Genomic DNA, 13311 nt, shown 5'->3' with positions numbered 1-13311 from the left:
TCGTTGACTCCTCGGCGCCTGAACGCCATCGCCCCTTGGGCGATCAAGTTCACCACTTTGGCGAGGTTCGGCGGATCGAGAGTCGGCTCCGTTCTCTCATTTCGAAGCGATCCGGTCCCCTTCCTCCCTCTCATCTCATATAAATTCATGATCCTTTGGAGAGCCGATTCCATGCCATCGTATCGAGTGCGGGCGGCCCTGATGGGCCTCGTGTTGGCGATCTTCGTGTCAGGCTGCGGCGGCAACGACGTCGATGCGCCGATCGAGAAATCCCCTTACGCGCAGACCCCGGCCCAGATTGACGAGATGAAAGCCAACATGATGAAGACAATGAAACTCAAGCCGCCCACCGGCGCCGCGAAAAAGTAATCAGTCGGAGCGGAGAGGAAGCTTAGACCGGCTCACGTCGTGTTGCTGCGGCCGAGCAGCCTTCGTCCTTTGCGGGACAGGCGTCGGCCACACAGCGCCGGCGTGAGCCGTTCCTCATTTCAGCCGCCGGTCGAGGAACTCGTAGGCGGCTTTCCGGGCGGTCGGCGGGAACGAGTGTTCGGCGTCGGGGTGGACGGCCTGAAGGTCGTCTTCGGCGTGGAAGAGTCGATACACCGGCCGGGCGGCGGTGAGGCAGACGCGGACGCCTTCGACCTCGAAGTTGTCGTCGTGGAGCGGCGAGTTCGTGAAGAACGGGCGCGGGGCCAGCGCGGCGATCAGCTCGGGGAAGTCGAACGGGACCTGCTTGAGATCGAGATGATAGCGGTCGCGGAGCCGGGGCATGTACCCCTTGTGCGACCAGCCGGCGATGTCGCCCTTGTAGTAGTAGGGAAAGGCGTTGAAGCTGCTCGACGAGACCACGGCCTTGATGCGGGGCTCGAAGAGGGCGGTGAAGATCGCGTTGTGCCCCCCGAGCGAGTGGCCGATCACGCCGATCCGCCCGGGGTCGACCTCCGGCAGCGAGACCAGCAGGTCGACGGCCCTCGTGTTGTTCCAGATCGCCTTCATCGAGGCGCTGGCGTAGCCCATCGCGTAGACGTCGCGCTGGTACTCGCCGAAGTTCGGGTAATCGGGGGCGATCGTCACATAGCCCCGCTCGGCCAGCTCGCGCCCGTAATCGAGATTAGGGTTCTGCCCCAGGCCGGCGGGCTCGTCCTTGCCGATCGCCACCGTCTGGTGCAGGCAGAGCATCGCCGGTCGCTTGACGGCCCCCTCTCCCGCCCGAGAGTCGGGGATCAGCAGCCAGGCCGGCACGCGGTCGCCGGGCTCGCTCTGGAAGTCGATCTTGTGCCGTGTGTACCCCTTCTCCTTGTGGGACGATCGGATCTTCCAGTCGAGATCCACGCGACGCTCCGGACCGGGGAACGGTCCCATCACTTCCTGAAGATGTCCGAGGACATGGCCGCGGCGCACGGCCCAATCGGCGACGCTCTCGACCGGCCGCTCCGCGCCCGAGGCGTCGCGGACGACCAGCAAACGGACGTGGTCCGGGTAAGCCGGGAGCTCTTCGCCGGCCTGGGGCTCTTGGCCGGGCGACCTGGGGACGATCGCCGTCAGGATGAGGAACAAACCGAGCGCCAGGCTCGCGGGATTTCGCCGGCTGCGTCGAATGGGCGTCATGGGGACCTCGTGGAAAATCGGCGGCGATCGGGTTCGGCGCCTGGTTTCTGGGATTGCGAGCTTGCGTAACGGAGTTTAACCGAAGTCGATCTGGACTTTGTGGGCGACCTGGGGTCAACTCTTGCGGATCGAGGGCGCGAGGGACCGGTACGCCCCGAGACGGTTCGCAGTCAAACGGCGAAGCGCGGAGACGAGGGTTGCCGAGACGGTCCTCAACCGCTGGGAATAAGGAGAGACTCATGCGGAAGCTAGGATACACCGCGGCCCTGCTGGGCTGCCTGAGCGCGGGCGCCGCCTCGGCCCCGGCGGCCGACACCACGCCGAAGGCCATGCTGAATCTGAGGCCGACGCGCGGCGGCGTCGAGTACGACACCCCCGCCGATCAGGCCGCGATCGACGCCTGCAAGGTCGAGCTGGTGACCGACGCCCAGAAGCGGACGATCGGCTACGCCCTCCGCGACGGCCAGGGCAAGCTCTTGCGCCGGTTCATCATCACCAACGGCGGCAAGGCCCTCAACCAGTGGAGCTACTTCCAGGACGGCTTCGAGGTCTACCGCGAGAGCGACGTCAACGGCGACCGCAGCCTCGACGAGTGCCGCTGGATGAACTCGGGCGGCACCCGGATCGCGGCCATTCAGGACGGCAAGATCGCCGCCTGGAAGCGGATCTCGGCCGAGGAAGCCTCGAAAATGGCCGTCCAGGCGCTCGTCACCAACGACGCGGCCCTGCTCGACTCGTTGATGGCGACCCCCGAGGAGCTGAAGGCCGCCGGCGTCCCCGACTCGGTGATCGCCAAGGTCACGGCCGACGCCCCGAAGCGGGCCGAGGCGGTCCAGGCGCTCTTGAAGACACTCGTCGGCTGGACCGAGAAGACCGTCTGGAACCGGTTCGACGGCACCCTGCCCCACGTCATCCCCGCCGACCCCGCCACCGGCGTCGCCAAGGACCTGGTGCTCTACGAGAACGCCGTGATCTTCGCCGGCGCCCCCGCCGCGCAGGCCGCCGGGGGCCAACAGGCCAAGCTCTCGTTCCTCCAGGTCCCGGAGATGATCAAGATCGACGACGCCTGGAAGTTCGTCGAGCTGCCCAGGGCCGTCGACCCCGAGAAGCCGGTCGTCGCCACCTCGTCGGGCCTCCGCTCGGCGATCTACGAGATCGCCGGCGTCGGCGACGCCCCCCAGCATGACGCGGAGATGGAAGCCGCCCTCAAGACGCTGGCCGACTACGACAAGGCCAACAGCGCCCTGGCCGCCGGCGCCGACAAGAAAGAGGCGGCGCGGTTCCACGTCGATCGCATCCCCCTGCTCCGCGGCGTGGTCAAGGCGTCCAAGGACGCCGACGACCAGCTCAGCTACAACAAGCAGATCGTCGACAGCCTGGTCGCCGCCTACCAGACCGGGGCCTACCCGCAAGGCCGCAAGGTGCTCGACGGCATCATCGAGAAGAAAGGCCCGCTCGCCTCGTACGCCGCGTTCCGCGCCATCGGCGCCGAGTTCGTCATGCGGAGCGAGGAGCCCGGCGGCAACTACGTCACCAGCCAGAAGAAGTGGATGAGCGAGCTGGAAGTGTTCCTCAAGGATTTCGCCAAGTCCGACGAGGCGCCGGAAGCCTGGCTCCAGCTCGGCAGCGCCAACGAGTTCAACGCCGAGGAAGACAAGGCCCGCGAAGACTACGCCAAGCTCGTCGAGGCCTTCCCCGAAAGCCTCGCGGGTAAGAAGGCCGCCGGCGCGCTGCGGCGGCTGGACCTGGTCGGCAAGTCGGTCTCGATCAAGGGGACCGGCGCCCAGGGAGAGGCCGTCGACACGTCCCAGCTTCAGGGCAAGACGGTCCTGGTCGTCTTCTGGGCCTCGTGGGGGGGCCAGTCGGTCCGCCGCGAGATCCCCGACCTGCTCAAGGTCGCCGAAAAGTACCGGGCCAAGGGGCTGCAGATCGTCGGCGTCAGCCTCGACACCGAGAAGGCCGATCTCGAAGCCTTCCAGAAGGAACAGAAGCTCGACTGGCCCGAGATCTTCGAGCCGGGGGGCATCGACGGCCGCCTTGCCGTCGAGTACGGCGTCGGCTCGCTGCCGACCATGTTCCTGATCGACGCCCAGGGCAAGGTGGTCAACCGCAACCTCCGGACGGCGTCCGAGGCCGACCGCCAGATCGAGAAGACCCTCGGCCAGAAATCCCCCGCCGGCGTCGCCCTCGGGGGCGAGAAGTAAACATCGCGATCGATTGAACGAGGATCAAAGCTGGGCCGGATGCCCCTCCGCGGAGGGCTTCCGGCCCTGGCTCTGCGCCCACGAACAGTTTGATACGCCAACACCTTCCGGCTCCCACGCCGGACCTGATCCAGCACACGGATCACGCGACACTTTCCATCCCTTCGAGTGAGCGACGTTTCGAACGCCTCGTCCCCCCCTGTTCGCCCTCGGTCCGACGCCCCGCCCGCCGATCGGAGAATTGGGTTCGATCGCTCAGAAAACGCCCCGTTCCGCCGTGCCAGACCGCCCCGGATCGTCCCTCCAGGCGACGCCTTCGCACGCTGCTGGCGGCCGTGCATGGCGGTTTCCGGTTTGGCTTTGTTCGTCGGCCGAAATCCGCCTCCAATCGTCCCTAACACCCATTCCGGCAAGCCTTTGCAGATGGCTTGAGTCTTGGGTTCGATCGCGCGGAAACCGCTCGCTTTTCGACCTTGATCGTCCCTGCTTCGGCCTGACTCGTCGACCTCTCGATCCGCAACCGCTGCTCCCGGCGGATTGGGTTCGATCGCGCGCTTTTCAACATGAGTTCTTCGCGCCATCGCCCGACCCGATTGGCTTCGAACGCGCGTTTTTCCCTCAACTCGGCTCCGACGCTTCGGCCGAAGCGAATTGGCTCCGTTCACTCGTTTTCTCGTCGCCCTCGTCGATCGCCAGCTCGGCTCCCTCTGTCACCCGACCACCAAATTGCGAAAGAGCCGGACGATTCATAGAACCCCCCAGTTTGAGCATACGACCGAACGGCAAACTTGATCGTCGATTCCCAATCGTTGCCCGAAATTCGGTCGCGAGAGTGCAGGATCGGAACGATCCACCTACATGGAGGGACTGCACGGATGAAATGGCTGGGCTAAGAGGCTATCCCGTAATGATGTCCTGGTTTTTATGGTACTTGAACGGGATCGCCGGCCTTGAGCGATCGGGCTTCAAGAACTTGAGCATGCGATGAATAGAGCTGATGCGGATCATCGACTCGCTGCTCTCGGCGTGGTGCTCGTAATTCCGACTGTGTCGCCGATGCCGCCCCAGCCAGGCGAACGTCCGCTCCACCACCCAGCGCCTCGGCAGCTTCACAAACCCTTGGCTTCCCGGCGGCCGCTCCACGACCTCGATCCTGTACCCGGCCGAGGCCTCCGCCAGCCATCCGTCGAGGTGGTGGTTGCGATACTTGCCGTCGCCCCAGACCAACGCCAACCGGCTTCGATGCTCGGCCGTCAGCCGCCCCAGCACCTGGGGGGCGTGCGTCCCGTCGTCGGCGGACGCCGCCGAGACCGCCACGACCAGCAGCAACCCCAGCGTATCCACGATGATATGTCGTTTCACGCCGGTCAGCTTCTTGCCGCCGTCGTAGCCCCGTTCGCCCCCTGTCTCGGTCCCCTTGACCGTCTGGCTGTCGATGCTCCCGGCGCTTGGGGACGGCTCCCGCCCGGCCGTCGTGCGGACCTGGCGGCGCAGGGCGTCCAGGATGAGTTGCCATGTGCCGTCGTCCCGCCACTGGGCGAAGTGGTTGTAGACGGTGCTCTTGGCCGGCAGGTCGTGCGGCAGCATATCCCACTGGCACCCCGAGCGGTTGAGGTAGAGGATGGCATTGAGCACCTCCCGCATGTCGTTGGTCCGGGGCCGTCCGACCTGGGGAATGGGGATCAAGGGCTCGACGATCGCCCACTGTTCGTCGGTCAGGTCGGACGGGTAGGGCTTACGCATCGAACGGTGCTCCTGCGGCGATGAATCCTGCGAACCTCCTGGGAGGACAAGAGTTTACGATCTTCTAGAATTACGGGATAGCCTCTAACAGGACTTCACCGTTCTCGCGCACCTCGATTCGGTAGCCGACTCGTCGACACCGGCTCCCCCCCAAAACTTCCCCATGATTTAGAGCGGTTTCCGTTTGGGTTGAACACGTAGGGGCGTCCCTTGTGGGCGCCCGATCGGCGTCGGCGACTCCGGCGATCCCCGCAATTCGGGCGCCCACGAGGGACGCCCCTACAGTAATGCGGTCTTCCGGATGCCCCGGCTGTGCGCAACTCAAAGGTGAACCGCTCCAGGAGTGCCCCTGTTTCTGCTACGAGCGCAAGAAGTATTCGCGGCACCGTGAACCGTAGGCGTATAAGCCTCATGCCCCTTTCTTCTTTCCTCGACCGTGCCGTCGCAGGTCACGGCAACCCGGGCATGTCGACACGGAAGCCCCAATACGGTTCCCGTGGGTCGATGATTTGCGACCAGGGGATCTCGGGAGCCCTCCAGATCAAATCCCCCCGGTGATACAGCCTCAGATCGATGCCGTGCGGCCGGTTTGCGCCAAAACGCCACTCGGGGGTGCCATCCCCCATCCGTCGGGCCTCGATCAGCATGAAGATCTCGGGGGCGCCCCCGTGCACGAAGACGAACAGGCCGCCATCGATCAGGTCGCCCTTGGTGCCCTCGTAGCGATAGAGGGGCTGGGAGAGCACACGCATCGCGCTGTCCACCCCAGCTCGATTCGTCTGGCGGCTGGTGAACTCCCTCGCCAGGGCGCGCATCTGGCGGAGCCGGCCGGCGGCCGAATCGGCCGGAGCGGGGGCTCCGGGGATCGGCTGCAACTCCACCCCCGGCTTGGCGGGGGACCAGACGACGACGCCGTCCCGTTCGGCGGTCAGCTTGCCGAGTGACAGCGAGTCGAACGCGGCACCGCGGTGGGGATCCCTTGCGTAGAACCGGTAGATCGCGGCCACAACCTCCGGCCTCCCTTCGGCCGTCCCTATGAAGACGTCGCCGCAGACTCCCCCGACCACGGGGTCCACATAAGACAGGACCGACTCCGGATGAAGCCGCAGCGGTCGATCGCTGCCTTCGAGTCGGAAGGTGTAGCTCGCGGCCTCCTCCTTCGCTAACGCCCGAAACTCCTCGACCATGGCCTTCTCGTCCCTCTGCGCCTCGGCCCGCGCGAATTCGGCCGAGCCCAGCAGGAGCGAGAGGACCATCAGGGCATGCTTCAGCAATCGATGGCTCATGTTCCACCGCCTTCCCTTCGGATGGATTTTCGACCGGCCGGGACGATGCGCGGCCGCATCTTCAGCAGATTACCGACCCCGTCGCATGACTACAAGAATAACCGATTTCCAGGCGAAATGAGCGACGGTCGCCGGAAACTGAAGGGGTCACTCCTGAATGGCATGAACTTAAGCCGTAAGGCCGTTTCTTAGCAGGCGGTTGCGAAGCAGGCCGCGGGGCTCTTGCATCAGCGGGAACTTCTTCATGGGAGAAACTGAAGGGGTCACTCCTAAAACTGGAGAAACTGAAGGGGTCACTCCTAAAACTGGACGCAGCCTGCGGGTTCTGGGGAAACTGGAAAAACATCGGAGACCAGAGAAATTAAGGGCTCGACTCGCTTCTCCGTCCCGGGGTCGTCACCGGAAGACGCCAAACAACCAACTCCGACCCGACGAGGCGTAAGGCCCTTCGGATGCCCCAAAGTGTTAAATTGTCCGCTATCTGGCACGTTCTCTTTGCCGGTAAATGGCACATCGACCGACCCTACGATCGACGCAGACGGCACATTTGAAATCTGCACGACATAAAATTGAATGTCAGACCTCCTGGAATCCGCCCCATCGGAGCCGGACGGAGAAGCAACAGCAGGCATTCAAAACCGTTTGGATTCTCGTTGTACGATCGATACTCGTCGGTCTAATGAGTATGGAGGCCATCATCCATCCAGGACGAACCGAGCCGACTCACCCTCAGATAATCGCCGCGGCGCCCCATGAGATGGGGGGATCCGATTCCGGGGAGATCGACCGTGGAAGCTGTACCGTGCAGTGAGCCCGCCATCGCGGTCCAGCTCGTCGGTTGGACCTGGGACGCCAGCCGTACGGTCCAAGTCCTCATCGACGGCCAGCCCGTCGGCGTCCTGAGGGACCCGCGTGCGCGGTCCTTGTCAGTGGGGGCGGGCGTCCATCAGGTGGCCGCCAGGGCGAGCTTTCTGCGGTCTCGCACCCTGGTCCTGACGCTTGCGCCCGGGGAACGGATCTCGCTTGAGTGCGGCTTTCACCGATGGCTGCCCGCCCTGCTGCCCATCGCGTTCCTCGCGGCGATCGGGGCAGGGTTGCTCCTGTCGAAGCTCGGGCTCAATTTGGAGGCGATGGCGATCCAGGGCCTCGCTGTCGGCGTGAAGGCGGTCGACCTGATGATGACCTTCGCGATGCCCGGGGCTCGCCTCTATCTCAGGCGGAGCAGGACGGCCCCCGACGCGGGGGCGCTGCCCGAGCGTATGGAAGCCGCGAGCCCCGCAGGCCGCTTCGAACGCGACCGGCGCCGATTTCAGTTCAGCCTCAGAGGGTTGCTCATCCTGGTCGCCTGCTGCGCCCCCCTGTTCTTGATGGGCCGGGAGCTGTGGGATCGCCGGCCAGGGAACGAAACGGCGCGGGCGATCCGCCTGCTCCAGTCGGGGGGCCCGAGCGCACGACTGAGTGCTGCGAACGATCTCAAGTACCTCTTGACCGGAAACTCCCTTACGCCCAAGCAGGTCGATGCCATAATCCCCGACTTGCTCGTCGCGCAGCGCGACCAGAATCCCGGCGTGCGCGAGGCCGCTGCTCTCTCTCTCTTCATGATTGCCGTTCAGGCCACCCAACGATCGGCTCCCGTGCCGCAAGTCCAGGCCGTGGCCGCCGGCCTGGCGGAGGGATTGCGGGACACGGCGCACGACGTGAGATACCACACCGCGCTGGCCCTTGTGAACATCTACGTCCTCACATCCGTCTCCGGAGGCCCCCCCCCGCTGCTTCCGGTCGATACCGAGCGCTTCGTCGATCTGCTGGGTCAGGCTATCGAGGACCCGAGCCCCAAAGTCCGATCGTGGGCCTTCCATGTCCTCCGCGCCATTGCGCCGCGACTGGAGGGCGCCGCCCCCGCCCGGCTCCTGAAGGCCCTCGACGCGACGGACGCCGCGATACGCCGGGAGGCCGTCGAAACCGTCGTCGAGTTCCCGCTGGGCATCGACTCGGCCCTCCCCGCGCTCCTGCGGATCCTCGAGTGCGATCCGGATCCGGGGGTCCGAGCGGTGTGCTCGATGATGCTGGTGGGCGTCCGTCCCTCGCCGGCCTCCATCCCGATCCTGATGGAGGCCCTGCGCAGCCCCGAACGGCCGGTGCGATTCCGGGCCGCGGACCTGCTCAGCCGGATCGGTCCGCAGGCGAGCGAGGCCGTCCCGGCGGTCCTCCCGCTCCTGAAGGAGACCTTCGAACCCATGACATCGTACGAACGACAGCACCCCGAATGGGCCGATCCGGCGGTCGCGGCGACCTGGGCTTTGGGAGCGATCGCCCCGGGGACGGGGATGGCCGACACGGCTTGGGCGTCCCTGGCGGAGATCCTGCGTCAGCCCGGGCATCCCTGGAGGCGTCCCAACGCCGAATGGGCCCTGGATCGGTTCAATCCGGCCTCAACCCGGGAGTCGGGCGACGTCCAGGTGGGAGCCCCTTCTCAATAGCCCGAGCCATTGGCTTACCTCGTTCGGGGCTCCGGAGCCGTCCATTTCTCTCGATCTCACCTGAGGGAAGGACGTCGCGAGCGCGTTACCTCCCAATTAACAGCCGGTCATAGGACCGGACACGGTGCCATTTACCGGCCAGGAAGCCGTGCCTCTTACCGAGCAACTTACACAGTCGACGCCGACGTAGCTCATGTCGAAACTCCTGCCCCACGCGGGGCGGTTGGGGCTGTCAGGAGAACTTCCTCCAGTCTCCCCCAGGGTCCGAGTCTCCGCAAACCGTCGCATCGACCTTCTTTAGTCCCCCCATAGTGTCAATTCTCCGATCGCCGGGCGGAGCGCCCGGCCGAGAGCAGAATTTGCCGATTTCGCAAAATAAGTGTCGCCCCTCGCGGCCGATCTGCCAAAGAGGTCTGGCGTCACTACACGGCCTCGGCCAAGGACCGCGCCTGACGCGAAGCCTCGAACGCCGAGTCAACCCACAGCCGCTCTACCGCCGCGATCAGTCGCTCCACACCCGCAATTTCCTTGCCGACGCCTTCGCGCGGGGGGAAGGATTCGCTACGATGTCATGTTCCCGCATTTTGAGGGTCGGTGCTCGTTTGCGCGCGAAAATCGTGGTGTTGCGCCAGGCCGAGGCTCCGGGGATCTAGCTAGAACGAGATTCGCGTAATGATCATCGTCCTGAAGCCGCACTCCTCGCCCGAGGTGGTGGCGCACGTGCTGGAGCGGATCGAGGCGCTCGGGCTGACGCCGCACCTCAGCCAGGGGGTTTCGCGGACCATCATCGGCGTCATCGGCGACGAGCAGAAGCTCCAGGTCGAGCCGCTCCAGGCCATCGCCGGGGTCGAGCAGGTGGTGCCGATCCTCAAGCCGTACAAGCTCGCCAGCCGCGAGTTCCATCCCGAGGACTCGGTCTTCGAGGTCAAGGGGATCAAGATCGGCGGCGGCCATCTGGCCATGATCGCCGGTCCGTGCGCGATCGAGGGCGAGGCCCTCTTGTACGAGGTGGCCGTCCGCGTCCGCGACGCCGGGGCCAACATCCTTCGCGGCGGCGCGTTCAAGCCGCGCACCAGCCCCTACAGCTTTCAGGGGCTCGGCGAGGACGGGCTCAAGATCCTCCGGAACGTCGGCGACCAGCTCCACATGCCGGTCGTGACCGAGGTCATGGACCCCCGCCAGATCGAGCTGGTGTCGCGGTACACCGACATGTTCCAGATCGGCGCCCGCAACATGCAGAACTTCGATCTGCTCAAGGAGATCGGCAAGACCCGGATTCCGGTCCTGATCAAACGGGGCATGAGCGCGACGGTCAAGGACCTGCTGATGTCGGTCGAGTACATCCTCTCCCAGGGCAACCGCGAGGTCATCCTCTGCGAGCGCGGGATTCGGACGTTCGAGGATTCGACGCGCAACACCCTCGACCTGTCGATCGTTCCCAACGTCAAGGGGCTCAGCCACTTGCCGATCATCGTCGACCCCAGCCACGCGACCGGCCGACCGGACCTGATCCCGGCGATGGCCATGGCGGCGGTGGCCAGCGGCTGCGACGGCGTGCACATCGAAGTGCATTCGTGCCCCGAGAAGGCGCTTTCCGACGGGCCCCAGGCGCTCGTCCCCGACCAATACGCCCGACTGATGGACGAGCTGCGACGGCTCGCCGAAGTCATGGGCAAGACCATCGACGTCTGCGAAGGAGAGCCGGTTTCATGCGCACCTTGCTGATCGCGGGCAACTGGAAGCTGAACCCCACCACCGTCGAGGCCGCCTCGGCGCTGGCCGAAGGGGTCAAAAATGGGCTCGGCGCCGCGACCGACGTCCATGTCGCCATTGCGCCGCCGTTCGTGTTCCTCACCCAGATCGACGGCGTCCTGTCGGGCTCGCCGATCGGCCTGAGCGGTCAGGACATGTACTGGGAGAACTCGGGCGCGTTCACCGGCGAGATCTCCGGCCCGATGCTCGTCGACGTCGGCTGCACGCACGTGATCCTCGGCCACAGCGAGCGCCGGCACGGCCAGGGGGAGACCAACGCCCAGGTCAACGCCAAGCTCAAGGCCGCGCTCGGCGTCAAGCTGATCCCGATCGTCTGCATCGGTGAGACCAAGGACGAACGCCTGGCCGAGCAGACCGAAGCGGTCTTGCTCGAGCAGCTCAGCGGCTCGCTGGCGGGGCTCAGCCCCGAGGAGATGGCCGGGGTCGTGCTCGCCTACGAGCCGGTCTGGGCGATCGGCACCGGCCTGACCGCCAGCCCCGAGCAGGCCCAGGCCGCCCACGCCTACATCCGAGGCTGGCTGACGCAGGTCTTCGGCGAAGCGACGGCCGCCCGGGTCGTCGTCCAGTATGGGGGAAGCGTCAAGCCGGACAACGCCATCGAGTTGCTGAGCTGCCCCGACATCGACGGCGCCCTGGTCGGCGGAGCCGCCCTCAAAGCCGCCGACTTCCTGGCGATCATCAAGGCCGGCCAAGAGGTTACGGCCCGGGGCAAGTCGTAAACCCACGCCACCGCCAGCGCCAGCGAACGCGAACCTTGACCCCGCCCGAGACCAAAGGACTTCTTCCGTGGTTGTACTGACCGCCCTCCTCAACACGCTGCTCGTGCTCTTGTCGCTGTTCATGATCTGCCTGGTTCTGATCCAGCGCGGCAAGGGGGGCGGCCTGGCCGGCGCCTTCGGCGGCGCGGGGGGCTCGAGCGCGTTCGGCACCAAGGCCGGCGACACCTTCACCCGGATCACCGTCGTCACCGCCTCGATCTGGATCCTTCTGTCCATGCTCCTGGTCATCCTGACCAGCCAGCAGACCTCGTCAGTCTTCGACGCGGAGCCGCCGACCTCGCTGACCAAGGATCTGGGATCGTCCAAGAGCAAGGCCGCCGACGCCGCCATTCCCGGTGCCGCCGACGCCAAGGCGCCGGTCATCGAAACCGCGCCCAAGTCCGCTGCGCCGGCCGACGACAAGGCCCCGGCGCTGCCGAACACCAGCACGTTCCCGCTGACGCCCGGCAACGCCCCCCCGACGGCTCCGGCGCCCAAGTGATCCGGATCTGATCGGGCCGACGTACGCCGTAGGGTTGGTTCCGCCGTCCCTTCGCTCTTCCATGAGGTTGCCTTGCTGCTGAGCATGACTGGATTTGGGGAAGCGCGTCACCAGGATGCGAACTGGACCGTCGCGGCGGAAGTCCGCACGGTGAACAACCGCCACCTGAAGGTCTCCACGAAGATCTCCGACCCCTACGGCGCGCTCGAGCCCGAGATCGAGCAGCTCGCCCGCGAGCGCGTGCGGCGGGGGACCGTGCAGATCGGCGTCCGGATCGAGCGTCCTCGACGCGCCGAGGATTACCGGCTGAACACCATCGCCCTCGCCAGCTACCGCGACCAGCTCCGGCTGATGGCGGGGGGCGAGGGGGTCGACCTGGGGGCGCTTTTGAGCCTCCCCGGCGTGATCGAGGAGCAGCGAGCCGCCGCGCCGAACGTCGCGGACGAATGGCCGGCGATCGCCCGGATCGTCGCCCAGGCCCTCGAAAGCCTCCAAGCCGCCCGGGCCCGCGAAGGGGCCGTCATGGCGGCCGAACTGCTCTCTCTCGGCAAGGTCATTCGCGCCGGCATCGACCAGGTCGCCGACCGCGCGCCGTTCCTCGTTCAGGCGTACCAGAAGCGGCTGACCGAGCGGATTCAGACGCTCGTCCAGCAGCACGGGGTGACGATCGATCCCAAGGACCTGATCCGCGAGGTCGCCATCCTCGCCGACCGCGGCGACACCTCGGAAGAGATCGTCCGGCTCCGGGCCCACCTCGACCAGTACGACGAGATCATCGCCGACGACGAGAGCGGCGGCCGCAAGCTCGAGTTCGTCGTCCAGGAGATGGGCCGCGAGATCAACACCGTCGGGTCGAAGTCGAACGACGTCGAGATCAGCCGGCAGGTCGTCGAAATCAAGGGGGCGCTGGAAAAGATCCGCGAACTCGTGCAGAACGTGGAATGACCCCCCCCTTTT

General features: G+C 65.9%; 10 protein-coding genes. 7 read left to right on the top strand and 3 right to left on the bottom strand.

Features of this window, described 5'->3' with window-relative positions:
• Positions 1 to 171 precede the first annotated feature (171 nt).
• On the top strand, positions 172 to 369 hold the full coding sequence (locus tag BSF38_RS20940; protein WP_076351229.1) for a hypothetical protein: 198 nt from the start codon (positions 172 to 174) through the stop codon (positions 367 to 369).
• Positions 370 to 483: 114 nt separating this feature from the next.
• Here the strand turns inward: BSF38_RS20940 and BSF38_RS20935 are convergent, their stop codons facing one another.
• Complete coding sequence (locus tag BSF38_RS20935) at positions 484 to 1608, bottom strand: alpha/beta fold hydrolase (protein WP_083713161.1); 1125 nt, start codon at positions 1606 to 1608, stop codon at positions 484 to 486.
• A gap of 239 nt (positions 1609 to 1847) precedes the next feature.
• On the opposite strand from BSF38_RS20935, the gene BSF38_RS20930 reads away from it, so the two are divergent.
• Positions 1848 to 3812, top strand: a complete 1965-nt coding sequence (locus tag BSF38_RS20930) for a TlpA disulfide reductase family protein (RefSeq protein WP_076348900.1) — start codon at positions 1848 to 1850, stop codon at positions 3810 to 3812.
• An 897-nt stretch (positions 3813 to 4709) separates the two neighbouring features.
• Here the strand turns inward: BSF38_RS20930 and BSF38_RS20925 are convergent.
• Both BSF38_RS20925 and BSF38_RS20920 read right to left on the bottom strand, forming a co-directional pair.
• A complete protein-coding gene (locus BSF38_RS20925) occupies positions 4710 to 5555 on the bottom strand; it encodes an IS5 family transposase (RefSeq protein ID WP_076344890.1) in 846 nt (281 codons plus the stop codon).
• Between the two features lie 449 nt (positions 5556 to 6004).
• Complete coding sequence (locus tag BSF38_RS20920; protein ID WP_076348898.1) at positions 6005 to 6841, bottom strand: hypothetical protein; 837 nt, start codon at positions 6839 to 6841, stop codon at positions 6005 to 6007.
• 788 nt (positions 6842 to 7629) lie between these two features.
• Between BSF38_RS20920 and BSF38_RS20915 the strand changes: the two genes are divergently transcribed.
• The 5 genes from BSF38_RS20915 (at position 7630) to BSF38_RS20895 (ending at position 13299) form a co-directional block, all read left to right on the top strand.
• Positions 7630 to 9321, top strand: a complete 1692-nt coding sequence (locus tag BSF38_RS20915; protein WP_076348896.1) for a HEAT repeat domain-containing protein — start codon at positions 7630 to 7632, stop codon at positions 9319 to 9321.
• Between the two features lie 672 nt (positions 9322 to 9993).
• Positions 9994 to 11046, top strand: coding sequence for a 3-deoxy-7-phosphoheptulonate synthase (aroF, locus tag BSF38_RS20910; RefSeq protein WP_076348894.1), 1053 nt, complete (start codon positions 9994 to 9996; stop codon positions 11044 to 11046).
• Positions 11031 to 11813, top strand: coding sequence for a triose-phosphate isomerase (tpiA, locus tag BSF38_RS20905; RefSeq protein WP_076348892.1), 783 nt, complete (start codon positions 11031 to 11033; stop codon positions 11811 to 11813). Before aroF ends, tpiA begins: the two co-directional genes overlap by 16 nt.
• A gap of 67 nt (positions 11814 to 11880) precedes the next feature.
• Positions 11881 to 12354, top strand: coding sequence for a preprotein translocase subunit SecG (secG, locus tag BSF38_RS31755; RefSeq protein ID WP_076348890.1), 474 nt, complete (start codon positions 11881 to 11883; stop codon positions 12352 to 12354).
• Between the two features lie 72 nt (positions 12355 to 12426).
• Positions 12427 to 13299, top strand: coding sequence for a YicC/YloC family endoribonuclease (locus BSF38_RS20895; RefSeq protein WP_076348888.1), 873 nt, complete (start codon positions 12427 to 12429; stop codon positions 13297 to 13299).
• The last annotated feature ends 12 nt before the right edge of the window (positions 13300 to 13311 follow it).

This window comes from Paludisphaera borealis (genome assembly GCF_001956985.1).
GTDB lineage: Bacteria > Planctomycetota > Planctomycetia > Isosphaerales > Isosphaeraceae > Paludisphaera > Paludisphaera borealis.
The sequence above is the reverse complement of the archived record's forward strand: the minus strand, read 5'-3'. Positions and strand labels throughout refer to the sequence as shown.

Excerpts from the sequence above, each read along its gene's own strand:
- BSF38_RS20940 (WP_076351229.1), top strand. The coding sequence starts at position 172 with ATGCCATCGTATCGAGTGCGGGCGGCCCTGATGGGCCTCGTGTTGGCG.
- BSF38_RS20935 (WP_083713161.1), bottom strand. The coding sequence starts at position 1,608 with ATGACGCCCATTCGACGCAGCCGGCGAAATCCCGCGAGCCTGGCGCTC.
- BSF38_RS20930 (WP_076348900.1), top strand. The coding sequence starts at position 1,848 with ATGCGGAAGCTAGGATACACCGCGGCCCTGCTGGGCTGCCTGAGCGCG.
- BSF38_RS20925 (WP_076344890.1), bottom strand. The coding sequence starts at position 5,555 with ATGCGTAAGCCCTACCCGTCCGACCTGACCGACGAACAGTGGGCGATC.
- BSF38_RS20920 (WP_076348898.1), bottom strand. The coding sequence starts at position 6,841 with ATGAGCCATCGATTGCTGAAGCATGCCCTGATGGTCCTCTCGCTCCTG.
- aroF (WP_076348894.1), top strand. The coding sequence starts at position 9,994 with ATGATCATCGTCCTGAAGCCGCACTCCTCGCCCGAGGTGGTGGCGCAC.
- tpiA (WP_076348892.1), top strand. The coding sequence starts at position 11,031 with ATGCGCACCTTGCTGATCGCGGGCAACTGGAAGCTGAACCCCACCACC.